Origin of the sequence: Flavobacterium lacustre, from assembly GCF_027474525.2 — a bacterium.
GTDB lineage: Bacteria > Bacteroidota > Bacteroidia > Flavobacteriales > Flavobacteriaceae > Flavobacterium > Flavobacterium lacustre.
In genome coordinates this window covers 23,180-45,535 of the sequence record NZ_CP114882.2, presented here as the reverse complement: position 1 = coordinate 45,535, position 22,356 = coordinate 23,180, and the positions used below count along the sequence as shown (strand labels likewise).

26 protein-coding genes and 3 tRNA genes are annotated in these 22,356 nt (G+C 37.0%); 12 read left to right on the top strand and 17 right to left on the bottom strand.

The window, feature by feature from the left end; translation table 11 throughout:
• Positions 1 to 56: 56 nt before the first annotated feature.
• Positions 57 to 1,508 (bottom strand): GFO_1087 family putative carboxy terminal peptidase, encoded by a 1,452-nt coding sequence (locus O6P34_RS00265; RefSeq protein WP_269685365.1) that lies wholly within the window; start codon positions 1,506 to 1,508, stop codon positions 57 to 59.
• Between the two features lie 124 nt (positions 1,509 to 1,632).
• On the opposite strand from O6P34_RS00265, the gene O6P34_RS00260 reads away from it, so the two are divergent.
• From O6P34_RS00260 to O6P34_RS00245, 4 genes are read left to right on the top strand one after another with little or no spacing between them, the layout of a single operon-like run.
• Complete coding sequence (locus tag O6P34_RS00260; protein ID WP_269685364.1) at positions 1,633 to 2,142, top strand: RNA polymerase sigma factor; 510 nt, start codon at positions 1,633 to 1,635, stop codon at positions 2,140 to 2,142.
• Positions 2,129 to 2,590 (top strand): PG0215 family putative anti-sigma factor, encoded by a 462-nt coding sequence (locus O6P34_RS00255; RefSeq protein WP_269685363.1) that lies wholly within the window; start codon positions 2,129 to 2,131, stop codon positions 2,588 to 2,590. The genes O6P34_RS00260 and O6P34_RS00255 overlap by 14 nt, the downstream gene beginning before the upstream one ends.
• 17 nt (positions 2,591 to 2,607) lie before the next feature.
• The gene (locus O6P34_RS00250; protein ID WP_269685362.1) at positions 2,608 to 3,135 is read left to right on the top strand and encodes a DUF4252 domain-containing protein; all 528 of its coding nucleotides are present in this window, start codon (positions 2,608 to 2,610) and stop codon (positions 3,133 to 3,135) included.
• Position 3,136: 1 nt separating this feature from the next.
• Positions 3,137 to 3,667, top strand: a complete 531-nt coding sequence (locus O6P34_RS00245; protein ID WP_269685361.1) for a GFO_1091 family lipoprotein — start codon at positions 3,137 to 3,139, stop codon at positions 3,665 to 3,667.
• Positions 3,668 to 3,745: 78 nt separating this feature from the next.
• Here the strand turns inward: O6P34_RS00245 and O6P34_RS00240 are convergent, their stop codons facing one another.
• From O6P34_RS00240 to O6P34_RS00225, 4 genes are all read right to left on the bottom strand, one after another.
• Positions 3,746 to 4,252, bottom strand: a complete 507-nt coding sequence (locus tag O6P34_RS00240; protein ID WP_269685360.1) for a tetratricopeptide repeat protein — start codon at positions 4,250 to 4,252, stop codon at positions 3,746 to 3,748.
• A gap of 136 nt (positions 4,253 to 4,388) precedes the next feature.
• Positions 4,389 to 4,471: transfer RNA gene (locus O6P34_RS00235), tRNA-Leu, on the bottom strand.
• A 42-nt stretch (positions 4,472 to 4,513) separates the two neighbouring features.
• A tRNA-Lys gene (locus tag O6P34_RS00230) sits at positions 4,514 to 4,586 on the bottom strand.
• Positions 4,587 to 4,625: 39 nt separating this feature from the next.
• Positions 4,626 to 4,698 (bottom strand) — tRNA-Lys (locus O6P34_RS00225).
• A gap of 127 nt (positions 4,699 to 4,825) precedes the next feature.
• Here O6P34_RS00225 and O6P34_RS00220 point away from each other — a divergent pair.
• Positions 4,826 to 5,344 (top strand): shikimate kinase, encoded by a 519-nt coding sequence (locus O6P34_RS00220; protein WP_269685359.1) that lies wholly within the window; start codon positions 4,826 to 4,828, stop codon positions 5,342 to 5,344.
• On the opposite strand, the gene O6P34_RS00215 is transcribed toward O6P34_RS00220, so the two are convergent.
• Both O6P34_RS00215 and O6P34_RS00210 read right to left on the bottom strand, forming a co-directional pair.
• Positions 5,336 to 5,836 carry a phosphoribosyltransferase family protein gene (locus tag O6P34_RS00215; protein ID WP_269685358.1) on the bottom strand — a complete coding sequence of 167 codons (501 nt, stop codon included), beginning with the start codon at positions 5,834 to 5,836 and terminating at the stop codon, positions 5,336 to 5,338. The two genes, O6P34_RS00220 and O6P34_RS00215, sit on opposite strands and share 9 nt — an antisense overlap.
• Positions 5,837 to 5,892: 56 nt before the next feature.
• Positions 5,893 to 6,285, bottom strand: a complete 393-nt coding sequence (locus tag O6P34_RS00210) for an RNA-binding S4 domain-containing protein (RefSeq protein ID WP_269685357.1) — start codon at positions 6,283 to 6,285, stop codon at positions 5,893 to 5,895.
• Positions 6,286 to 6,363: 78 nt separating this feature from the next.
• Between O6P34_RS00210 and bamM the strand changes: the two genes are divergently transcribed.
• Positions 6,364 to 7,335, top strand: coding sequence for a BamM family beta-barrel-assembly machinery protein (gene bamM / locus O6P34_RS00205; protein ID WP_269685356.1), 972 nt, complete (start codon positions 6,364 to 6,366; stop codon positions 7,333 to 7,335).
• Between the two features lie 113 nt (positions 7,336 to 7,448).
• Here the strand turns inward: bamM and O6P34_RS00200 are convergent, their stop codons facing one another.
• The 10 genes from O6P34_RS00200 to O6P34_RS00155 form a co-directional block, all read right to left on the bottom strand.
• The gene (locus tag O6P34_RS00200) at positions 7,449 to 8,402 is read right to left on the bottom strand and encodes a transketolase family protein (RefSeq protein ID WP_269685355.1); all 954 of its coding nucleotides are present in this window, start codon (positions 8,400 to 8,402) and stop codon (positions 7,449 to 7,451) included.
• A 55-nt stretch (positions 8,403 to 8,457) separates the two neighbouring features.
• Entirely contained in the window at positions 8,458 to 9,312 is an 855-nt protein-coding gene (locus O6P34_RS00195; protein ID WP_269685354.1) for a transketolase, read from the bottom strand.
• A 191-nt stretch (positions 9,313 to 9,503) separates the two neighbouring features.
• Positions 9,504 to 10,067, bottom strand: a complete 564-nt coding sequence (locus tag O6P34_RS00190; protein ID WP_269685353.1) for a YciE/YciF ferroxidase family protein — start codon at positions 10,065 to 10,067, stop codon at positions 9,504 to 9,506.
• A 213-nt stretch (positions 10,068 to 10,280) separates the two neighbouring features.
• Positions 10,281 to 10,598 (bottom strand): rhodanese-like domain-containing protein, encoded by a 318-nt coding sequence (locus O6P34_RS00185; RefSeq protein ID WP_269685352.1) that lies wholly within the window; start codon positions 10,596 to 10,598, stop codon positions 10,281 to 10,283.
• Between the two features lie 13 nt (positions 10,599 to 10,611).
• A complete protein-coding gene (locus O6P34_RS00180) occupies positions 10,612 to 10,890 on the bottom strand; it encodes a rhodanese-like domain-containing protein (RefSeq protein WP_269685351.1) in 279 nt (92 codons plus the stop codon).
• Between the two features lie 99 nt (positions 10,891 to 10,989).
• Positions 10,990 to 12,072: a hypothetical protein gene (locus tag O6P34_RS00175; RefSeq protein ID WP_269685350.1), complete on the bottom strand. Its 1,083-nt coding sequence runs from the start codon at positions 12,070 to 12,072 to the stop codon at positions 10,990 to 10,992.
• Between the two features lie 83 nt (positions 12,073 to 12,155).
• Positions 12,156 to 12,887, bottom strand: coding sequence for an ABC transporter ATP-binding protein (locus O6P34_RS00170; protein WP_269685349.1), 732 nt, complete (start codon positions 12,885 to 12,887; stop codon positions 12,156 to 12,158).
• Positions 12,888 to 12,892: 5 nt separating this feature from the next.
• Positions 12,893 to 14,104, bottom strand: coding sequence for an ABC transporter permease (locus tag O6P34_RS00165; RefSeq protein WP_269685348.1), 1,212 nt, complete (start codon positions 14,102 to 14,104; stop codon positions 12,893 to 12,895).
• A 38-nt stretch (positions 14,105 to 14,142) separates the two neighbouring features.
• Complete coding sequence (locus O6P34_RS00160; protein ID WP_269685347.1) at positions 14,143 to 15,357, bottom strand: ABC transporter permease; 1,215 nt, start codon at positions 15,355 to 15,357, stop codon at positions 14,143 to 14,145.
• Entirely contained in the window at positions 15,354 to 16,100 is a 747-nt protein-coding gene (locus O6P34_RS00155; protein ID WP_269685346.1) for an outer membrane lipoprotein-sorting protein, read from the bottom strand. Before O6P34_RS00155 ends, O6P34_RS00160 begins: the two co-directional genes overlap by 4 nt.
• A gap of 269 nt (positions 16,101 to 16,369) precedes the next feature.
• Between O6P34_RS00155 and O6P34_RS00150 the strand changes: the two genes are divergently transcribed.
• From O6P34_RS00150 to O6P34_RS00125, 6 genes are all read left to right on the top strand, one after another.
• Complete coding sequence (locus O6P34_RS00150) at positions 16,370 to 16,639, top strand: hypothetical protein (protein WP_269685345.1); 270 nt, start codon at positions 16,370 to 16,372, stop codon at positions 16,637 to 16,639.
• A 291-nt stretch (positions 16,640 to 16,930) separates the two neighbouring features.
• Complete coding sequence (locus O6P34_RS00145; RefSeq protein ID WP_269685344.1) at positions 16,931 to 17,776, top strand: phage tail-like protein; 846 nt, start codon at positions 16,931 to 16,933, stop codon at positions 17,774 to 17,776.
• A 40-nt stretch (positions 17,777 to 17,816) separates the two neighbouring features.
• A complete protein-coding gene (locus O6P34_RS00140) occupies positions 17,817 to 18,476 on the top strand; it encodes a phage tail-like protein (RefSeq protein ID WP_269685343.1) in 660 nt (219 codons plus the stop codon).
• Positions 18,477 to 18,488: 12 nt separating this feature from the next.
• The gene (locus O6P34_RS00135; RefSeq protein WP_269685342.1) at positions 18,489 to 20,324 is read left to right on the top strand and encodes a T9SS type A sorting domain-containing protein; all 1,836 of its coding nucleotides are present in this window, start codon (positions 18,489 to 18,491) and stop codon (positions 20,322 to 20,324) included.
• A 3-nt stretch (positions 20,325 to 20,327) separates the two neighbouring features.
• Positions 20,328 to 20,534 (top strand): hypothetical protein, encoded by a 207-nt coding sequence (locus tag O6P34_RS00130; protein ID WP_269685341.1) that lies wholly within the window; start codon positions 20,328 to 20,330, stop codon positions 20,532 to 20,534.
• 317 nt (positions 20,535 to 20,851) lie between these two features.
• Complete coding sequence (locus O6P34_RS00125; RefSeq protein WP_269685340.1) at positions 20,852 to 22,261, top strand: APC family permease; 1,410 nt, start codon at positions 20,852 to 20,854, stop codon at positions 22,259 to 22,261.
• The last annotated feature ends 95 nt before the right edge of the window (positions 22,262 to 22,356 follow it).

Below are 22,356 nucleotides of genomic sequence, written 5' to 3'. Positions count from 1 at the left end.
TGCATAAAAAAAGAGGCTTTCAGTGATGAAAGCCTCTTTTGTTTTGGGTGTAGTTTTTATTTTAATGCTTTCAAAAGACCTTCAGGCGCTTCTTCAATATACATTTGGTTTTGAATTCCTTTCAAAGATTTTGCATCTTTGAAAAAGTCAAATTGTTTACCGGGAGTTTGTTGAATCATTTTTCCGGTTCCTGTAATTTTTGCAATTGCGGTACTTAATAATGGTTCCGATGTGTCTCCAAGAATTCCAAAAGTACTGATAGTTTCCTTTTGTAAAAAATCAGGAGTTAGTCCGTTGTAATAATCGCCAAAACCAACAGAGTTGACAATTTTTAACACAATAGGTTGCATGGCATAACGGTGATCTGGGTTTCTATTTTCGGAACTGAAAGTTGGTGAATCATACAAAGTAACGGAACCTACATTTTTACCAGTAGTCAAATCGCCAATTTGTACCACGTTGATGTGCGGCGCCAATCCGTTAATTACGAGTTCACTTGCCGATGCGGTACTTGCGGTAGTCAGGATGTAAACGGTGTTTAGTTTTAAACTGTTGATGGCTACATTATCGATGTTATCTGTGAATTTATTTTTTAGAGATTCTGGACTTTCGGATTCAAAATAAGCATTGATTTTAGCATTCCATTGTTGCTTCGCAAATACTTCTCCTGTAAATTGCCCCGTTATCATACTGGCCAATCGAGTTGCAGTAAGGACAGAACCGCCACTATTGTAACGCAAGTCTAAAACTAAGTCTGTAATTCCTTGTGCTTTTAAAGAACCAAAAGCATCATTTAACTGGCTGTCATAAGCGGCATAAAATCCATTATACATTAAATAGCCAATTTTATGAGAACCGGATTCGATTACTTTGTTAATATAAATTGGATTTTCAGCCAAAACCGTTTTAGTTAAAGCTACTGATTTTCCGTTTGAAACAAAAGTAGTTCCGTTGTAGGTTGCTAAATTTACAGTGTAATTTTCTAAAGAAAGTAAACTTTGATAATTGCTAATGGTAAGTTGCGTTCCATTAACGCCTGTGAAAATATCACCGCGTTTAATTTCCTTAGTGGAAGCATCAGAATTAGGTAAAATATAACGTACATACGCAAATATTTCAGTAGAGCTGTTGGGTTTATAGCTTAAACCAAAATCAACACCATCGTTTTTTGAAATTCCGCCAAGCGCTTGTTCCAAAACTAAATAATCATCGACAATCCAGCTGAATCGGTCAATAGTCGAATTGACTCTTAAGGCGTCAAATAAATTTTCAGGAACCGGATATCCTGTTAAAAAAGTATTCAATTCGGTTTGGCTGGCAAAACGATCGTCTGATAAGTTAGCAACATCTCCTTGCCATAAATAATATTGGTTGAGTCCTTTCCAAATAAAATCTTGAACTTCTAAGTTTACTGGGGCTGGAGTTACGGTATCATCATTGTCTTGGCAGGCTTGAAAAGTAAAAGCCACTACAAGTAATAAAAGCGTAAATTGGAATGTTTTTTTCATGTTTAGGGTTTCGATATCACTAATAAACGTAAAAATACTAACTTTAGTTTTTTATTTCTTGTTTTTTGTAACAAAAATAATTGTGATTCGTCTTGACTGTATAACCGATTTATTAAAACCATTTATGAACCAAAATGAGTTTGTGCTTTTGATCACTCCTTTTCGAGACAAAGTTTTTCGTTTGGCTAAGCGATTGCTCATAAGCACAGAAGAAGCAGAAGATGCAACTCAGGAAGTTTGGGTTAAATTATGGAATAAAAATGAACGTTTAAACGGATATGGGAGTGTCGAAGCATTTGCAATGACTATAACCAAGAACTATTGCTTGGATCAGTTAAAATCTAAAAGAGCCGGCAATATGTCTATCGCACATTCGAACTTTACAGACGGTGCTCCAAGTTTGCAACAAAAAGTGGAGGACAAGGACAGTTTAGATTGGGTCGAAAAAATAATCAATCAACTGCCCGAGCAACAACGGTTAATTATTCAGATGCGAGATGTTGAACACTATGAATTTGAAGAAATTGCGAAAGTATTAGAAATGAATGAAACTGCCATTCGCGTGGCACTTTCCAGAGCAAGGAAAACGATACGGGAACGCATGACAAAAACACATAATTATGGCATACAATAAAATAGAAATACTAGTAGAAAAATACTTTCAGGGAGAAACCAGTATAGCCGAAGAAAAGGAGTTGACGAATTACTTTTCCTCATCCGATGTTGCGCAGCATTTGGAACAATACAAACCATTATTTGGTTATTTCTCTTTAGCAAAAGAACAAAAGAATACGCAGGAAATACCACAATTCCCGAAAAGCCGGGTCAAAAAAAGTGCTTTGGCATGGTTTTCTGTAGCTGCTTCTGTAGTTGTTTTGCTCGGAATAGGAATGTATGTTTACACCAACAATGATTTGGTTAATGAAAATCAAAAATTGGGGACTTATGATGATCCTCAAATTGCTTTCAGGGAAACCCAAAAAGCATTAGCCTTGTTGTCAGGCCATGTAAACACAGGCATAGAAAGTGTGCAGCTTATTCAAGAATACGATAATTCAAAAGAAAAAATTTTTAATCAATAAATCAAAAAACAAATAAAATGAAAAAGTTAATCTTAACAGCAGTACTAATTTTAGTTTCAAGTCCATTTTTTGCACAATCTGCCTTCGATAAATTCGACGGACAAGACGATGTGACTTCAATAGTAGTCAATAAAAAAATGTTTGAATTAATGAGTAAAGTAAAAGTGGATGCTTCTGACAAAGAAACTCAACAATACTTAAGCTTGATCAAAAAATTAGATAATTTAAAAGTATTTACCACCAAAAGTACCCGAGTAGAAGGAGAAATGAAAGTGGCTGCCGAAAAATACATCAAGACAGCAGCATTAGAAGAATTGATGCGTGTCAATGAAAACGGAAGAACCATAAAAATTATGGTAAAATCTGGAGCCAAAGACACACAAATCCGAGAATTATTGATGTTTATTGAAGGCGCCAAAAATGAAGATACCGTTTTGATGTCTTTGACCGGTAATTTTGATTTGAATGAAATCTCCGTTCTTACCGATAAAATGAGATTTCCGGGTGGAGATGATTTGAAGAAAGCAACAAAAGGTAAAAAGTAACATGAAAGCTATTTACAGTATTGTGCTGCTTTGCTTATTGGCGGTCAGTTGCAATTCAGAACCTACTTTGCAGAAATATTTTGTAGACAATACCGAAAACAAGGACTTTATTGCCTTAGACGTTTCTTCGTCGATTTTAAATTTAGATAAAGCAAAATTATCGATGGAGCAGAGCGAAGCTCTAAAATCGTTTGATAAAATGAATATTCTGGCTTTCAAATTAGATGCCACTAATAAGGCAAAGTTCGAAATAGAACGCGCCAAGGTGAATTCGATTCTAAAAGATGTAAAGTACCAACAACTAATGAAATTTGGTTCCGGGAAAGAAGGAGCATCAGTGAGTTTTGTAGGTACGGACGATCATATTGAAGAATTTGTGCTGTTTGCCAATAAAAAAGAAAATGGTTTTGCGGTAGTTCGAGTGTTGGGCAAGGATATGAATCCCACCAATATTATGACACTAATAAGTGTATTGCAGCAATCTAATATCGATATGGAACAGCTTAAACCGTTGCAACAATTGATAAAATAATTATTTTTCATTTATAAAAAAGCGTCTCGACAGCAGTGTAGAGACGCTTTTTTTATGTTTTCGATGGAGTAAACGACATTATTTACAGAACATTTTCTTGTTTTTGACAGCACTTTGACTACCAAGCTGAATGGCTTTTGAAAAATCAGAACAAGCACTTTTTTTATCTTGAATATGAATGTATGACAGCCCTCTTATGTTATAGGCAATATAATCTTTGGGGTTCAATTGTATAGCCTGCTTGCAATCCTCGATGGCGCTTTTGTATTCCTTTGCCTTGTAATTGATGTCGGCCCTGGTAGTATACGCATCGCTTCTTCGGGGTTCTATACTTATGGTGATGTTTACATCGGCCAATGCACCTTTTACATCGCCTATTTTTTGTTTTAGCAAAGCTCTGTTTAAATAGGCTTCGCCAAATAATGGATCATTTTTAATGGCATTGGTATAATCGGCAATGGCGCCTTTCGTATTTCCGGCTTCGGCTTTTTTTAACGCTTTGTCAAAATACTCAAAAGAAATGGGATTTTGACTCCAGAGGTTTGATGTGGTTATGAATAGAGTGATAAGCAATAGTTGTCTCATGGGGGATGATTTAAAAGGGCTACTTATTAAGAATGCTTTATTTAACGCTTTTATTTGAAGTTTAGTATGTGTTTTATTGAAACAAAAAAGCCAATTCAATAACGGATGTTATAGAATTGGCTTCAAATTTTTAAAGTGACCACGGTGGGATTTGAACCCACACGCCCTTGCGAGCACCAGCCCCTCAAGCTGGCAAGTCTACCGTTTCTCCACGTGGCCTTAAAAAAGAAAAGGTCAAGTAATAAATTACTCAACCTTTTGTGACCCGACTGGGGCTCGAACCCAGGACCCCATCATTAAAAGTGATGTGCTCTACCAACTGAGCTATCGAGTCAATGCTTTCAAGGAAATTATGTGTTGATCACTAAAATTGTGACCCGACTGGGGCTCGAACCCAGGACCCCATCATTAAAAGTGATGTGCTCTACCAACTGAGCTATCGAGTCATATTCTTTCCTTGAATGCGGGTGCAAATATAAGAACTTATTTTGGAGTTTTCAAAGCAATTTTATTATAAATTTGTCTTTTTTTAACAAAATCACTCAACACCTTAATTTGTAAGGTTTTATTCAAATGAGAAAAATTATATTATTGGGTTATATGGGTTGTGGGAAGTCCACAATTGCTAATAAACTGTCAAAAGTTATCGAAATCCCTTTTGTGGATTTAGACAAAAAGATTGAAGAGAAAGTAAATTTATCCATAAATGACATTTTTGAAAAGCATGGAGAAATTTATTTTAGAACATTAGAACGCGAAGTTTTTATAGAATTATTGCATTCTCCGGATAACCTGATTATAGGTTTAGGAGGAGGAACTCCATGTTATGCCAATAATCATGAGTTGTTAAAAGGCGATAATATAACCTCTATTTATCTGAAAGCATCAATTGAGACTTTATTCAACCGATTAACGGCTAATAAAAGCAAGCGCCCTCTTATTGCTGATAAAAGTGATGATGAAATGAAAGAGTTCATTGCCAAGCATCTTTTTGACAGAAGTTTTTATTACAATCATGCCCAGTATAAAGTAGTGGTAGATGATAAAACTATCGATCAAACCGTTTCGGATATTGTGGCTGTTTTAGCTTAAATAAGCATAATTGTTTCCTTTTTCGTCAAAAACTACTTGTACATGTTCTAATAAAGAGGTAGAAAGTGAGATTCCTTTGAAGTCTGCTTTTACGGGATATTTTTTGTGATTGCGGTCTACTAATACGGCAGTTTTGAATTTTTTTAAGGGAACGTCTAGAAAATGTCTCACAGCATAAATTAAGGTTGTACCAGAGTTCAATACGTCATCTACAAGGATAATTCCTTTGTTGGCATATTGTTCTTTGGTCAAAGAAGTATGGATTTCTAACTCTGGATTTTGTTTGTTGACTTTGACTTCACACAATGAAATTTTTATAGAGGATATTGTTTCGAGTGACGATGCGATTTTTTTGGCAAATACAAACCCGTTGTTCGCGATTCCTGCAATTACAATTTCGTCTTCATCTACAAAAGTTTCATAGATTTGATACGCAATTCTTTTTATTTTGTGCTCGATTTCCTGATTCGTTAAGATGATATTTTTGCTCATTTTTTTTGTTTAAAGTTTGACGTTTTTAGTAGATTAAAGAAAGTGTTTTTCAATTGTTATTCCGCTGTATCTTCTTCATCTACAATTTCATTTCCGAATTCATCAATGTCTCTTCGGTCTTTTTTGGTAGGCCTTCCTGTTCCGGTTTTTCGATAATGTTCTTTCGATAATTTTAGTAATTCTAAGTGCTGATAGGCTTCGGCAGGCGTATCGTTGCGACGATAGATATCAACAAGTTTAGCTCCCACACGATTATCCGGAATGTCCAAAACGGTAATGATTTGGGTAATTTGGTCTTTTCGGAATGTTATTTTATCGGTAGGAAAAACTTCCTTTGAAGGTTTGGCAACTTGACCGTTTACAGTAACATGATTCTTTTTGCAAGCTTCAGTAACCATGTTTCGGGTTTTGTAATACCGCATACACCATAAATATTTATCTATTCGCATAAATTTTCTAAAATCGGAGTTAAATAGTTTACAAAAATAAATCAATATTGTATCTTGCGCACTTAAAAATCAGCCATAATGAACAAATTTAAGTATTATTTTATTTTATTAGTTGCAACAATCTCTTTATTTTCATGTTCTAAAAATGATACTGCTGATGTAGAGCCTATTAGGGATTATGCAGTGCAATATGCCACTGATATTGCTAATATTGAACAGTATTTGACTACCTATTATATAACAGTTACAGATAACCCTAGCGGAACTGATGATCAGGATGTTGTTTTTACAAAAATTCCTGCCGGAGGTAATCAGCCGTCTATTATGTCTTATAAAGACAATGCAGGGTTTCCTAAACTTTTGTCGAAAGAAGTAGTGCTTCATGATATTACATATAAATTATATTATTTAGTATTAAGAGAAGGTTCAGGACAATCTCCATGCAATGTTGACGGTGTATTAGCATCTTATAAAGGGGATTATTTAAATCAGGTTACTGCGGATAATGTGACGACACTTACAGCAACTCAATTTGAACAAGTAAAATACCCACAGTCTATTTTAAGTCTATATGGTACGGTTTCAGGCTGGAGCGAAACGTTTCCGGAGTTTAAAACCGGAACTTATGAGTCAAATCCAAATGGTACTATTACCTATAATGATTTTGGAGCAGGAGTTATGTTTTTGCCTTCGGGATTGGGTTACTATTCTTCAGGAAGCGGTTCTATACCTTCTTATTCTCCGTTAGTATTTAGTTTTAAATTATATGAAATTAAACGATTGGATCAGGATGCAGATGGAATACCATCTTATTTAGAAGATAAAGACGGAGACGGTTATGTTCGTTATTTTGCATCAGGTGTTACGAATCCTGATGATACGGATGGAGATTATGTTCCTGACTTCGCTGACGTAGATGATGATGGGGATAATTATACCACAAAATTGGAAATTAAAAACCCTGCAACTGGATTGCCTTATCCGTTTGCTGATATCCCCACTTGTACTTCAGGGAAGAAAAATTATTTAGATGCAACTTGTCATCCTTAAATTATAAACATCCTTAAATAAGTTTACATAAAACAACTTGTTTAGGATAAGGTTTAAAACAAAAAATCCCATTCAAATTAATGAATGGGATTTTTTTATTTAGAAGAGAGAAATTACTTTCTCTTAATTACTTTTTCTACAGCTTCAACAATTGCTTGATTGTTCAATTTGTATTTTTCCATTAATTGTTCCGGTGTTCCAGATTCTCCAAAGCTGTCATTAACTGCAACAAACTCTTGTGGAGCAGGATTGTTTAATGCTAATACTCTTGAAACGCTTTCGCCAAGACCACCAAGAATATTGTGCTCTTCAGCAGTAACAATACATTTAGTTTTAGCCAATGATTTCAAAATTGCCTCTTCATCCAATGGTTTGATAGTATGAATGTTGATTACTTCGGCAGAAATTCCTTTTGCTTCCAAAGCTTCAGCAGCAATTAGCGCTTCCCAAACTAAATGTCCTGTTGCAACAATAGTTACATCGGTACCTTCGTTTAAAAGAATTGCTTTTCCAATTACGAAAGGCTCGTCAGCAGGCATAAAGTTAGGCACAACCGGACGACCAAAACGCAAGTAAGCAGGACCATGATGATCTGCCAATGCTAATGTCGCTGCTTTGGTTTGGTTGTAATCACATGTATTGATTACAGTCATTCCAGGTAACATTTTCATTAATCCGATATCTTCAAGGATTTGGTGTGTTGCTCCATCTTCTCCTAAAGTTAATCCTGCGTGTGAAGCACAGATTTTTACATTTTTCTCTGAATAAGCAACCGATTGACGGATTTGATCATAAACTCTTCCAGTAGAAAAGTTAGCGAAAGTTCCTGTGAAAGGAATTTTTCCACCAATGGTCAATCCTGCTGCGATTCCGATCATGTTTGCTTCCGCAATACCAATTTGGAAAAAACGCTCCGGGTGATTTTTCTTGAAATCATCAAATTTTAATGAACCAATTAAATCCGCACAAAGTGCTACAACATTTTCATTGGTTTGACCTAATTCAGTCATTCCCGCTCCAAAACCCGAACGAGTATCTTTACTTCCTGTATTTGTATATTTTTTCATTTTCTAATTTAGATTTTTGGCAGTATTCAACAGAACACTAATTATCGAATACTTCCTAGTAGTCTGAATTACCTCCAGTATTATAATTTTGTCCTAAAGCATTTTCAAGTTGCGCATCATTTGGTGCTTTACCATGCCAAGCATGACTGTACATCATATAATCTACACCATTACCCATTTCAGTATGCAATAAAACACAAACTGGTTTTCCTTTTCCTGTTCTTGATTTAGCATCATTCATTCCGGCAATAATAGCTTCAATATCATTTCCTTTTTCAATTTCTAAAACATCCCAATCAAAAGCTTCAAATTTTGCACGGATACTTCCCATACATAAAACTTCGTCAGTTGTTCCGTCAATTTGTTTTCCGTTAAGGTCAATAGTAGCAATAAGATTGTCTACTTTTTTAGCAGAAGCATACATGATGGCTTCCCAGTTTTGACCTTCTTGTAATTCACCATCACCGTGAAGTGTGTAAATAATGTGGTTGTCACCGTTTAATTTTTTTGCCTGAGCAGCACCAATTCCAACAGATAATCCTTGTCCAAGTGAACCGGAAGCCATTCTGATTCCAGGTAAACCATCATGTGTAGTTGGGTGACCTTGTAATCTTGAATTGATTAGACGGAAAGTAGCCAGTTCCGATACCGGAAAATAACCGCTTCTCGCTAAAACGCTGTAGAATACTGGTGAAATATGTCCGTTTGAAAGGAAGAAAAGATCTTCTCCTATTCCGTCCATATCAAAACCTTCTTTGCGTTCCATTATATTTTGGTATAAGGTTACAAGAAATTCAGTACAACCTAAGGAACCACCTGGGTGACCTGAATTGACTGCGTGTACCATGCGAAGAATATCTCTTCTGACTTGGATAGTTAAATCGTTTAATTGTTGTGTGTTAGGCTTCATTTTGTGTGTAAAAGTTAAACTGCTGCAAATGTAATTTTTATTTAGGGTTACCGCAAACGTTTTTTGAATTTTTAATGTGCTGTTCGTTGTTCTTCAATTGTTACTTAAAATGAATTTAGACCATAAAAAAGGCCTGCATGATACAGGCCTTTATTGTTTAATTTATATTAATTGTGTGGTGTCAAACCATATTAATGTCTGATACTTGCAGCTGCGGCTTTGCTGTTAATTGCTGATACGGCAATTCCGGTCAAAGCGGCGTCAGTTTTTTTCTCTTCACTGAGTGTCATAGCTAATAATTCGGCGGCTTTATTTTCTCCCAAAGTTTTAGCAAAAGCATGCAAGGTGCCGTATGTTGCAATCTCATAATGTTTTACTTTTTGTTCAGAGGCAATAATTCCTGCGTCACGAACATTTCCCATTTGGGTTTGTTCCATTATGCCGTCGCTTTCTCTTATCAGTCCTTCCATCGCATCACATTTTTTTGCTTCCGCTTTGATGCCGGTGGTTTCAAACACTTTTTCTAAACGGTTCACATGTTCTTCGGCTTCGGATAAATGATTTTTTAAGGCATTAACCAATTCTGGCGAAGAAGCATTTTTTACCATTTTTGGTAACGTTTTTGTCAATACTTTTTCGGCCCAATAAATATCTTTCAGTCCGACTTCAAACAATTCTCTCAGCCCTTTTGCAGCATTTGATTTTGCTTTTACAGCGCCTTTTACTTCTTCTTGACTTTTCATTCTTGGTTCCATAATACGTGTATTTAATGATTAATTTTTTGCTTTAAATACCCAATAAGGATATTCATTCGTCAAGCACTATACTTCATTTTAAGTAGAGTAAAATTAAACAAAATGAAACTTAAGTAGTTGTTAATTAACTATTTGAAAATAAGAATAGTTGTGTTATTACACACAATTAACTTTTTATTAGAATTGAAAATCAGAGTGGTAATCTCTTTTAGATTAGCTGATTTTATTTTGCAGACTGCTCCAGCCACCTCCATTATAAACTTTAGTATACCCATGTGATTTCAAAATGCTTTTGGCCGAAGCACTACGCATTCCGGAGGCACAACATGTAATGATTGTTTGCTCTTTATTTTTGAGTTTATTCAAGTTATTATTCAAGGTGTCTACAGATATATTGATGGATCCTTTGATGTGTCCTCCTGCATATTCTCCTTTGCTGCGAACATCCAGAATAAGGGCTCCTTGTTGCACTAATTCGGCATAATTTACTTGCGATCCTATTCCGAATAATTTTTTGATGGTATTAATCATGTATGTATTTGTATTAGATGGATTTATGGTAATTAACTTCTAGCCAGGAGCCACCGTTATAGCATTCGATTCCGTGTTGTGAGAGGAAGTATTGTGCTTGTCCGCTACGGTTTCCGGAAGCACAGCAGAGTACCAAAGGCGCTTTGAGTGCTTGAATTTCTTCCATTCTTTGTGGAATTTCGTTCAACGGAATATTAATCGAACCTACTACGTGTCCGCCCATAAATTCATCAGGAGTTCGCACATCGACTATGGTGCAAGCATTTTCTTTGATTAGTTTTTGGATTATCATTTTAGTTGTGTTTTTTTATTATTCAGATACAAAAGTAATACAAGATAAAAGGCTTTTCAGTAACATTTGTTACACAACGAAAAACAGTTTGGTTAATGGTTAAAAACTCCATCGGCCCCGGATATAAATTTCGGTGAGTGTGTTTTTATAGGAATGGGTTTGTGTTGCAAAAAAAGATTGTGCCGTAAAATCTAAATCAAAATTAGTGGCTACATTCCAAGCATAAGTCGGAACCAGAATCAATGTGTTTTTTTCGGGCGAATATATAAATGATAAATTGCAGGAAGCAATAGGAGAAATGGTTTTCATCAGCGTTGCATAAAAATTATACCGGAACGGAAACAAATTTTTCGCTGACAAATTCGGATTATAAAAACTTCCGTTGGCGGTAAAAGTATTCGTAGGATTGCTGTTGTACAAACCGGCAAGCGAAATGTACCAATCGTTCTTGAAAGTTTGATCGGCCATGATAGAAAAATTGAATGCTGCGGAGGTCCCCAAAGTATTTTTCTTTGGAATAAAATAACTCATTTCGCCTTTGAATCCGGCTTCCTTAAAGTTTCCCGCCCAACCTCCGCCAACGACATAGTCCGTCTGACAGATTCCACCAAGGAACTGAAAATCATATTTCCATTGGTTGAATTGATATAAAAAAGCGGCAGTATTTTCGTCCTTGTTTTTTCCGGGTTTAAAGGCGAATTCTAAAACCGAATTGCTCTTGAAATTATGCTGAATCCGAACCGCATCATTACCCGGACGTTCTTCATAATCAAAGTCCAAAAAGTTGTAGGCATTAAAAATATCATTGGGATTCCAAATGTTATTTATGCCCCAATTGATACGTTGTCGTCCTATTTTAATATCCCATTTTTCATCTGAATATTGCAGTAGCATACGGTCAATAACGGAATGTGCCACGAAAGATTTTTCGTTTATCCACAAATAGGAGAGATTGAATATACCGTTGTATTGATTGATGGTTTTGCCAAAATCAGGAATCATTTTCAGTTGTTCGCCATAAAAAATACGATTCCTTATTTCGAGTCTTCCGCTTATTTTGGGTGAAATAATAAACTTAAAATTCAACCGATTGTGAATGAGATTCATCGATGCATTAGAATCAATTTTCTGGATAAAATAAGTGCTTTGCAAGTCTTTGATATAGCCGTTGAGCGTTATCAAAGGTGTTTTTGTACTATCGGTTTGCGCGAAAATTGTGGTGCAAATGAAGCACAGAATTGAGGTCAATATGAAGCTGTAAAGTTTCACAATAACTTATTTTTTTCGGTTTGTTTATGAACGACGGTGGTTGGAGCAGTATCGGAAACAATTTTTCCGTCTTCGAGCGTGATGACGCGGCGGGCACGATTGATGACTCTTTGATCATGTGTCGAAAAAACAAAAGTCATGTTTTCTTCCTGATTGAGTTTGAGCATCATGTCCAATAAATTTTCTGCTGAAACTGAATCGAGGTTTGCCGTAGGTTCGTCGGCCAAAATGAATTGTGGTTTTGGTGCCAATGCTCTCGCCACGGCCACGCGCTGTTGTTGTCCACCAGATAATTCCTTTGGGCGTTTGTTGGTTTTGTCTTCTAAACCTATTTGTTTCAGTAATTCTAAAACCCGTTGGTCAGTTTCTTGTTTGGGGCGCTTTTGCAACAGCATAATGAATTCTATATTTTCTTTGGCGGTAAGCACCGGAATCAAATTATAGGATTGAAACACAAAACCAATATTGTTCAACCGAAAATCAATCAGTTTGTTGTCTTTAAGTTCCGTGATATTGGTTCCGTTGATTTCGACAAAACCTTCGGAAGGAATGTCTAAACCGCCAATCATGTTCAGCAAAGTGGTTTTTCCCGAACCCGACGGACCTTTGATAGCTGTAAATTCACCACGCAAAATATGAAGATGTACTTTATTTAACGCATAGACCGGAATGGTTTTCTCATCGTATATTTTCGATAAATTATGGGCGTCTATTACTGTTTCTTTCATGGCATTTATTTTTTTAAAGATTCGGCGGGATTTAATTGCAACGCTTTTCGGGCTGGGAATAAAGCCGAGAATAGTGCGGTACTAAAAACCAGCAACATGATAATCCCAAATTGTCTTGCCGTCAGACTGGGGTAAATAATGGAACTATACCCAAAACTGGAATAGGCTTCGGAAAATTGACTAAAGTCGATTCCGGTTTGTTGCGTGATGGCAATTGTGGCAAGGGCCAGCAGTATTCCCAATGGGCATCCAACTAGTATCAAAAAAAGAGTTTCGAGTACAATCATCATGAATATTTTGAATTTATTCATGCCCAAAGCCAGCAACATGCCTATTTCCCGAGTTCTTTCTAATACGGCCATCATCATGGTATTGATAATTCCAAAAGCCAAAGCCAGCAGAATAATTCCCATAAAAATATAGACCATTTGGTCGCCTACGGAAATTGTTAATCCCAGTTCGGGTGAAATTTCCATCCAGTTTTTTATTTCTGTTTTGGGGAATTTTTGGTTCAGTTTGCTTTGAACTTCATCCAATAATTGATTGGATTGTAGGAGAACGGCAATTTCATTGAGCTCATTTGGAATCCCGGCGAGCGAATCAATATCGGTGATTTTTACAAAAACATTACTGTCATCATAAGGCCCGTTTATGGTTTTATAAATGGCGGTAATCCGAAACGCTCCCGATGCCAGATTGCCTTGTTTATCCTGAAACATCAGAATGGTTTTCTTGTTGAGGTTGAGTTTTAGTTTTTTGCGGAGCTTTTCACTCAGGATTATTTGGTTTGTTTTCTTGGGGTCAAAATAGTTTCCTTTGATGATTTTTTCATTGAGATTTGTTAGTGCTTGTTCCTCTTTTGGCATCACTCCATTTATTGTTATTCCGCTGCTTCCGGAGGCGGAGGCAATCATTCCTTTTATAATAATGCGACCTGTGGCCGCTTTTATTTGGCTGTCTTTGGCAATGGTTTTGAGTGTTTTTTTGCCTTGCGGCAAAAGGTATTTTATTTCATATTCTTTTCGGAATTCAGGGTGGTGCAGCTGAATGTGGGAGAGTTCGTCTGCGATTGCGGAACTGATGCGCTGTTCAATCATTCCGTTATAAAAGGCCATCATAAAAATTCCCGCCCATAAACCAATGCTTACCGCGGTGATAATGATGAGACTTCGTTTCCTGCTTCTCCAAATGTTTCTGCTGGCGATTTTTACTAGCATTTTTGTTTTATTTAGTGTTTAGAATAACAGATATTACATTACTTTTTCATTGCTTTTACGGGATCTAAACCGTTCACATGCCAAATAGGGTATAAGCCAATAACTACAGCCATTGCTAAAACTATTAGTGATTGGTTGATAAAAATATTCGGGTCGACATCGGCAGGGAAGAGGGCTTCAAAGCCAAATTGCTCGTATGCTTTAGCTATTTCTCCGCCAAAACGGATTGGATTTTTATTCAGATAAATGACTAATGGTAAACTGAACAAAATACCCAGAAGTATTCCAAACAAAGTGATAAGGATTGTTTCTCCCAATAAAATCAATTCCAGTTTTGATTTTTTCATACCGATGGCGATGAGCATTCCGAATTCATATTTGCGTTCAGCGGTCATCATCAGAATCGTTCCGAAAAGTCCAAATCCAATGATGAGATACAATATTCCTGAAAAGATATAAAACGAGAATCCATCGGCTTTGATGTGATTGGCAACATCGGGTATCATTTCCTGCCAGGGCATGATTTCATATTTTGTCCCGATGTTTTGCTTTAGATTTTGCACAATGGTATTTGTGTTTTCGGGAGTGTCGATTCCTAAAGAGACTGAGGTGAGTCTGTTTTCGGCACTCAAAAAATATTGGGTCGCAGCCAATGGCAAGTATACAAATGCATCATTCATAGCTGGGGACGCCAAATGAATAATTCCTTTTATGTTGTATTTTCCGGCAGCCATAACGCCATGAAAACCCTGCCCAAAAAGCACAATAGTATCGTTGACGGTTACGTTGAGCCGTTTCGCCAAGCCTTCGGAAAGGAGCACGGCTTCTTCATCGTTTTTAAAATAGCTTCCTTTTATTAATTTGTTTTTTAGTTGGGTCAGTTTGTCTTCTTTTATGACATCGGTTCCTACGAGTATGCAACCCTTGGAAGTGTTTTCTTTAGAAATTAAAACAAAAGTTTCCAGTCGGGGAACTATTTCATTGATGTGGGGATTGCGTTGCAGTTGGTTGGTTAATGTTTTTTTTAGTTCAAAGCTGTTATCTAATACTTGCTCGTCCCAATAGCCGTTTTGGTGAATTTGGACATATCCGGAATAATAACCCACCACATTTTTTATCAGATTATTGAAAACACCGTTCTGTAAGGACTGCATTAAAACGGCGAACAAAACGGCAAATGCTATTGAAGCCATTGTGATTAGCGTTCGTCGGCTATTGCGCCAAAGGTTTCTCCAAATTAATTTGAGTATCATTTTACTTTGGTTATGTTTTGGGTACTAAAAAAGGAATCGTTCAGCGGGGTATCAAAAACCAGAGAGCTGTAGATTAATACGGTTTTGTTCCCTTTTTTGTTTGCAGGAATCATTTCCATTCGGGCGGGAAGGAGGCGGTCGCCCAAGAGTTTGATATCCGAGCAATGCATGGTATTGATGAGAGCGCCGTCTTCATCGAAATATTCGACATGGAGCATCATGAATTCTTTTTTATCTATTGCCATAATGACTTTGCCCCATACTACTGCCGATTTTGGTTTGGGCAGCAACTGGATTTTGTAACAGTTTCTTCCGTCGATGGTGACATCTTCCAGAAAGGAATGGTTGTAATCTTCGAGAATGGAGGCTTCTTTGACCAGATCATCATTGGTAAAATCAGTTCCCATCCAGCTTTGACTCATCATGGAAGGGGGCATTTTGATGTTGCGTTCAATAGCCGGAATCCAGTTCCAGACTTCTTTTTTGCGTTTCAGGTAGACGACGCCTTTTTCTTTGGCTGGAGCCAAAACCAAAATCAAGGTCAAATCATTGCCTTTTGTCCATCCTTTTACACTCATTTCGCGTGTCCATCCGGGGCGAATGGTTTGAATGGTGATAGCGGCGATGGAGGTTTTTCCTTTGGCTTTTTCGTCTGCTTTTTTGACAATGTCTTTGGCCTCTTGGCTAAAAGCAAAAGAGAGCATTGCAATTTGGAAAAATACTATGAATATCTTTTTTTTCATACCATTATATTTTACAAAAGGACGTATTGTATCTACTTTTTGAAAACAGGCAGGTTGTGTAAACAGGTAACAAGAAGCATGGGGATTGCTCATTCAAAGGTAGTAAAATATCTTTTTGAAGGAGGTGTAAAGAGATTGTAATTTTGGGTTTGTTAGTTAATTTTCAGTTGTTTATGTTTTGTTTTGATAACGAGTATTGCTTTTTTATTTGGGAATAAACAAAATTGGTTCTCTTTATTGTGATGTTTTAAAAGAGGGAAATTCTAAAAATGCATAGGAGTATCGTGAATGTGCATGGCAATATCTTAAATGTGCATAGGAGAATCGTGAATGTGCATGGCAATATCCTAAATGCGCATAGGAGAATCGTGAATGTGTATGGCAATATCCTAAATGTGCATAGGAGAATCGTGAATGTGCATGGCAATATCCTAAATGCGCATGTGAGTATCGTGAATGTGCATAGGAGAATCGGGAATGTATATCGGAGAATTGGAACTGTAGCCTCAAGAAACGGGAGTGTTCAGAAAATTGTATAATCTCTAAATAAGGGGTAATGATTAATTTTATAGCTATTCGCAGATTTTTAAAAAAAAGTAAAAAAGTTTACTTTTTATCTGTTGTTTAGGGAATGTAAAATAGTAAAAAAAAAAGATTTATTGCTTAAAAATAAGTATGAATAAGTTAAAATAGTATGAGTGTTTGCGTACTTATATTTGCACAAAAATAAAACTTTTATTAAATTTATATTAATCAAATAAAGTTTAATAAAAATCACAAACCCCAAAAACACACACACTCATTTTATCACCCTAAATTAAATTTGACCTATGAAAAAACTATTACTCTCTTGTGCATTTATTTTTTGCACTTATTTGACAAACGCGCAATCATTAGCGGTTAACGGAACAGGAGCTGCTGCTGCTGCTTCTGCAATATTGGATGTACAAAGTACGTCAAAAGGATTGTTAGTCCCTAGAATGACTGCTACACAAAAAGGCCTTATTGCTAGTCCTGCAACGGGATTGACGATTTACCAAACGGATGGTTCCGCTGGGTTTTATACCTACAATGGTTCTGGTTGGATTGCATTATTAAATGGTAGCTCTGATTTGGATGCTTCAAAATTAACTACGGGAACGGTTCCAACTGCTCGATTGGGTTCAGGAACTGCTGATGGTACTACCTATTTAAGAGGCGATGGTACTTGGTCTGCTCCTGCTGGAGGTGGTACTACTTTACCTACGCAAACAGGAAACACAGGTAAGTTTTTAACAACCGATGGCTCTAATTTATCATGGGGAGCTCCTTCTCAAATAGTTTATACTATAAATACAGTAGATGTTAGAACAACACCTGGAACACAAGATATAGAAATTCTTAGTTCTTACATGGGTGGTTATTTTCTTTTTAATCTTCAAAGTACTGTTAGCGGCGGTAACATATTTGTTCAGTTAAATTTGCCTGATCCAACAATCGTAGGTAATGGAGCGAGAATTAAACTTGGTTATTACAATTATGGTGGTGGGACTAGTAATTATACTATTACTGCAAAAACAGTTTCAGGGGTATTATTTGGTAGTACAGGAAGTGGAAATGATGTTTATATAGGAGCATTATTAACTTCAGAATACATATCGGATGGTGTAAATTGGTATGAAGTACCAGGAGCATAATTTAATTAAGATATAATAAAAAAAACATATTAAAATAATCATGAAAAAACTATTACTCTCTTGTGTATTTATTTTTTGCACGTATATATCAAATGCGCAGTCATTAGCGGTTAACGGAACAGGAGTTGCTGCGGATGCTTCTGCAATACTGGATGTACAAAGTACGTCAAAAGGATTGTTAGCGCCTAGAATGACTGCTGCTCAAAAAGCCCTTATTGCTAGTCCTGCAACGGGATTAACTATTTACCAAACGGATGGTTCTACTGGATTTTATACCTACAATGGTACCGGTTGGATTGCATTATTAAACGGAGGCTCTACTCTTGATGCTTCAAAATTAACTACAGGAACGGTTCCAACTGCCCGATTGGGTTCAGGAACTGCAGATGGTACTACCTATTTAAGAGGAGATGGTACTTGGTCTGCTCCTGCTGGAGGAGGTGGTGTTAGTATCTTGACTGGTTCAGGTACTTTTACGCTTCCTACTACTTATACTAGTCCTCAGTATAATATCACTGTTGTAGGAGCTTTAGTGGGTGATGCAGTAATTATTAATTTAGGAACTGAAGTTCCTTTAGGGTCTTATCCTCCAATTTTTTCTGCTGCGGTAACGGCAGACGATACCGTAACCCTGTATTTATATGATGCAGGTGGTTTTTTTGGAGAAAGTTTTACTTTTAAGGCAACAGTAATTCATTAAAAAAATACAATTATGAAAAAAACATATATCTTATTTTTATTCTTGATGCTTGGCCTTATTGCTAGAGCACAGAATACCTATACCATTTCATCGGGAACAAATTTGGTTCCTTCGGGAGGAGTGAACTTGGTTTTTGGCGCTGGAACATTGACTAATAACACTACTTATACCGATACAGAAGGAAGTGTTGCTTTTGTTGGAGGGGTGACTTATGCCGGTTCAGGGACAATGACTTTGAATAGCTTGGTTGTTAATCATAATGCGGCGACTAGTGTGCTAAATAGTCCAATTGATATAACAGGAAAGTTGACTGCAACTGCAGGAACACTTAATGCCAATGGTAATTTGACACTAAAAAGTACGGCTGCTAAAACAGCTGTTGTAGCTCCAGTAGGTATTGCTGCAACAGTGTCGGGTAATGTAACAGCTGAACGTTATATTCCTGCAAAAAGAGCGTATCGTTTTGTGTCATCACCGGTGACGACTACAACGTCTATTTATGCGAACTGGCAAGAAAACGGAGGAACTACAGCGGGACTTGGAACACATATTACTGGTGCTACTGGTGCAATTGGTGGTTTTGATGTAACGGTGAGTAATAGTCCATCGTTGTTTACTTTTGATAATACTGCTTCTAGCTGGAATGCCGTAACGAATACTAATTTAAACACGCTTAGTGCGGGAGTTCCTTACCGATTGATGGTGCGTGGTGACCGAACTATTTCTATGGCAACGAATACGCCAACACCTACTACTACAACGCTTCGCTCTATTGGAACTTTGTTTACAGGTTCAAAATTGGTAGATGGATTGAATGAGGCTGCCGATGCCTATAATTTTATAGGGAATCCATACCAAGCTCCTGTAGATATGGAAGCGGTATTAGCAAGTGCAGTGAACCTAAATACTAATTTTTATTATGTTTGGGATCCAAAAATGAGTACTCGTGGCGCTTATGTTACCGGTATTTTGGCAAATGGTACCAACACTATTTCTGGTTCTTTGGTCAATAATTATTTGCAACCTGGACAAGCTTGTTTTGTTAAAACCAGTTCGGCAGGAACAGCTTCATTGACTTTTGAGGAAAGTCACAAATATACAACTACTACTAATGAAGGTGTGTTTCGTATCGCAACTTCCAATCCTTCAAACATTCGTTTGACATTGTATGACAGTAATGCGCTTCGTGCTAATGAAGCTGCATTGGATGGATTATTGGTGTTTTTTGGAGCGAATTATACTAATGCTGTTGATGGTAGTGATGCTGGTAAGTTTACCAATCTGGATGAAACGTTTTCGACAACCAACGATGGAAAATCATTGAGTGTTGAGAGTAGAACTACGGCAGTGGATACCGATATTATTCCGTTAAAAATTGCTCAATACAGAGGAACGAATTATACGATTGTTGCTAAAGGAACGAATTTAGATGGTGCTACAGCTTATTTGTATGACAAACATTTAGATATTTATACTCCAATTCCTCCTTCGGGGACTGTGAATTATGCTTACACTATAGATGCAGGTGATGCGGCAACTTCTGCTTCAGATCGTTTTAGTGTAACATTTACGAGTAAAGGTTTGGGAACCGGGAATATTGTAAAAGCGGACTTTGCCCTATATCCTAATCCATCAAAAGGAGGTCGTTTTAATGTTTTGATGCCTAATGTCTCAAACAATGCCAAATTAAGCATCTACAACATAATTGGGCAACAAGTGTATACGACTGCTTTAAAATCGGATACCTCAAATCAAATCAACCCGAACAAGTCTCTTGCTCCCGGCACTTATATTGTAAAAATAACTGACGGAGGAAAAACAACCAGTGACAAATTAATAATAAAATAAGTTATGAAAATACATAATACCACTCAGAAATTATTATACACTTTGTTATTTTTATTTTTTATAAATATAAGTTTTGCTCAAGACGGACCAGCTTTTGGAGATGATGTTGAGGATGTTCCACCAGCTCCAATAGATGATTATATTGCCGGAGCATTAGTTTTAGCTTCTGTTTATGGTTTTTATAAAACTAAAAAAGTAGTAAAAAATTAATTTTTCAAATACCAATACTAATGAAAACCTTCTCAAGAAATTGAGGAGGTTTTTTTATGGGTGGTAAAAGGTAGTTTTGATATATAACCATCCCATGTTATTACGGGTTTGCGTGAGGGATGGGAGCGGCATCCTTTTTCGTCTATTGGATTGGTGCTGGTATTCTACGGTAGGTTCTGACGAAAAAGATACAGCGTACAGCCCGACCCAGAGTTTTTACGGAGGGTCACGCCCAAATGCTATATGTTTTTTTATCGATTTCTGAAATTTCCTAAAAAAGTATATCTTTAGCCAACCAAAAACCAAAACCAAGAATTATGCAAGATAACAAACCAGAAGATTTTAAGAGAGAATTGGGATTACTCGATGGAACCATGCTTGTGGTGGGGTCGATGATAGGCTCGGGAATATTTATTGTAAGTGCAGATATTGCCCGACAAGTGGGGTCGGCGGGATGGCTGACTTTGATTTGGCTTATCTCGGGATTAATTACGATGATTGCGGCGGTAAGTTACGGGGAATTGAGCGCGATGTTTCCCAAAGCGGGCGGGCAATACGTGTATTTGAAAGAGGCTTATAATAAACTGATTGCGTTTTTGTACGGTTGGAGTTTCTTTGCGGTGATTCAGACCGGGACGATTGCTGCGGTAGGCGTGGGGTTTTCTAAATTTGCGGCGTATTTATATCCGCCTTTGAGCGATGAGAATATTTTGTATGAATTGGGAGCTTTTAAACTCAATGCGGCTCAAATTGTTTCGATTATCACGATTGTTTTGCTGACGTATGTGAACAGTCGCGGGGTGAAAAACAGTAAAATTTTGCAAACAGTTTTGACTGTGATTAAGATTTTGTCTTTGTTTGGCTTAATTGTTTTTGGCTTTCTATTGGCTGCCAAAGCGGAAGTTTGGAATGCAAACTGGGCTGATGCCTGGAGTACGCGCTCGTTTGATACCAACACTGGTTCGTGGATGCCGATAGGCGGAACGGCTTTGATTACGGGAATTTCAGCAGCGATGGTGGGTTCTTTGTTTTCGAGTGATGCTTGGGTAGGCGTGACTTTTATAGCGGGTGAAATCAAGAATCCAAAGCGTAACGTGGGCTTGAGTTTATTCTTGGGGACGTTTATTGTTACTATTATTTATGTGTTGACGAATTTGATGTATCTCGCTGTGATTCCGCTTGACGAAATTGCTACGGCAAAATCAGATCGGGTTGCTGTGGTGGCTTCGCAATATACTTTTGGCGATATGGGAACGATTATTATTGCGGTGATGATTATGATTTCGACTTTTGCCTGTAACAACGGATTGATTATGGCGGGTGCGAGAGTCTATTATACGATGGCTAAAGATGGGTTGTTCTTGAAAAAAGCAGCTAATTTGAATGATGCGAGTGTTCCGGCTTGGGCGCTTTGGGTACAATGTGTTTGGGCTTCGGCTTTGTGTTTGACAGGAAAATATGGCGATTTATTGGATTTTGTAATCATTATTGTTTTGATTTTTTACATTTTGACTATTTATGGAATTTTTATTCTGCGCAAGAAAATGCCGGATGTGGAACGTCCTTATAAAGCGTTTGGATATCCTTTCCTTCCGTTTTTATATATAATTATTGCTTCGGCAGTATGTATTTCGTTGTTGTTTACCAAATTTTCTACTTGCGGTTGGGGAGTGTTGATTATGCTGACGGGTATTCCGGTGTATTATTTGACTAAACCTAAAGAGTAAGGATTCAGATTTAAGTGTTTCGAATTTAAGGTTTAAATAAAAAAATCCGTCGTGTTTAACGCGACGGATTTTTTGTTTATAACGGGCAAGTTGAG

Excerpts from the sequence above, each read along its gene's own strand:
- O6P34_RS00265 (WP_269685365.1), bottom strand. The coding sequence starts at position 1,508 with ATGAAAAAAACATTCCAATTTACGCTTTTATTACTTGTAGTGGCTTTT.
- O6P34_RS00260 (WP_269685364.1), top strand. The coding sequence starts at position 1,633 with ATGAACCAAAATGAGTTTGTGCTTTTGATCACTCCTTTTCGAGACAAA.
- O6P34_RS00255 (WP_269685363.1), top strand. The coding sequence starts at position 2,129 with ATGGCATACAATAAAATAGAAATACTAGTAGAAAAATACTTTCAGGGA.
- O6P34_RS00250 (WP_269685362.1), top strand. The coding sequence starts at position 2,608 with ATGAAAAAGTTAATCTTAACAGCAGTACTAATTTTAGTTTCAAGTCCA.
- O6P34_RS00245 (WP_269685361.1), top strand. The coding sequence starts at position 3,137 with ATGAAAGCTATTTACAGTATTGTGCTGCTTTGCTTATTGGCGGTCAGT.
- O6P34_RS00240 (WP_269685360.1), bottom strand. The coding sequence starts at position 4,252 with ATGAGACAACTATTGCTTATCACTCTATTCATAACCACATCAAACCTC.
- O6P34_RS00220 (WP_269685359.1), top strand. The coding sequence starts at position 4,826 with ATGAGAAAAATTATATTATTGGGTTATATGGGTTGTGGGAAGTCCACA.
- O6P34_RS00215 (WP_269685358.1), bottom strand. The coding sequence starts at position 5,836 with ATGAGCAAAAATATCATCTTAACGAATCAGGAAATCGAGCACAAAATA.
- O6P34_RS00210 (WP_269685357.1), bottom strand. The coding sequence starts at position 6,285 with ATGCGAATAGATAAATATTTATGGTGTATGCGGTATTACAAAACCCGA.
- bamM (WP_269685356.1), top strand. The coding sequence starts at position 6,364 with ATGAACAAATTTAAGTATTATTTTATTTTATTAGTTGCAACAATCTCT.
- O6P34_RS00200 (WP_269685355.1), bottom strand. The coding sequence starts at position 8,402 with ATGAAAAAATATACAAATACAGGAAGTAAAGATACTCGTTCGGGTTTT.
- O6P34_RS00195 (WP_269685354.1), bottom strand. The coding sequence starts at position 9,312 with ATGAAGCCTAACACACAACAATTAAACGATTTAACTATCCAAGTCAGA.
- O6P34_RS00190 (WP_269685353.1), bottom strand. The coding sequence starts at position 10,067 with ATGGAACCAAGAATGAAAAGTCAAGAAGAAGTAAAAGGCGCTGTAAAA.
- O6P34_RS00185 (WP_269685352.1), bottom strand. The coding sequence starts at position 10,598 with ATGATTAATACCATCAAAAAATTATTCGGAATAGGATCGCAAGTAAAT.
- O6P34_RS00180 (WP_269685351.1), bottom strand. The coding sequence starts at position 10,890 with ATGATAATCCAAAAACTAATCAAAGAAAATGCTTGCACCATAGTCGAT.
- O6P34_RS00170 (WP_269685349.1), bottom strand. The coding sequence starts at position 12,887 with ATGAAAGAAACAGTAATAGACGCCCATAATTTATCGAAAATATACGAT.
- O6P34_RS00165 (WP_269685348.1), bottom strand. The coding sequence starts at position 14,104 with ATGCTAGTAAAAATCGCCAGCAGAAACATTTGGAGAAGCAGGAAACGA.
- O6P34_RS00160 (WP_269685347.1), bottom strand. The coding sequence starts at position 15,357 with ATGATACTCAAATTAATTTGGAGAAACCTTTGGCGCAATAGCCGACGA.
- O6P34_RS00155 (WP_269685346.1), bottom strand. The coding sequence starts at position 16,100 with ATGAAAAAAAAGATATTCATAGTATTTTTCCAAATTGCAATGCTCTCT.
- O6P34_RS00150 (WP_269685345.1), top strand. The coding sequence starts at position 16,370 with ATGCATAGGAGTATCGTGAATGTGCATGGCAATATCTTAAATGTGCAT.
- O6P34_RS00145 (WP_269685344.1), top strand. The coding sequence starts at position 16,931 with ATGAAAAAACTATTACTCTCTTGTGCATTTATTTTTTGCACTTATTTG.
- O6P34_RS00140 (WP_269685343.1), top strand. The coding sequence starts at position 17,817 with ATGAAAAAACTATTACTCTCTTGTGTATTTATTTTTTGCACGTATATA.
- O6P34_RS00135 (WP_269685342.1), top strand. The coding sequence starts at position 18,489 with ATGAAAAAAACATATATCTTATTTTTATTCTTGATGCTTGGCCTTATT.
- O6P34_RS00130 (WP_269685341.1), top strand. The coding sequence starts at position 20,328 with ATGAAAATACATAATACCACTCAGAAATTATTATACACTTTGTTATTT.
- O6P34_RS00125 (WP_269685340.1), top strand. The coding sequence starts at position 20,852 with ATGCAAGATAACAAACCAGAAGATTTTAAGAGAGAATTGGGATTACTC.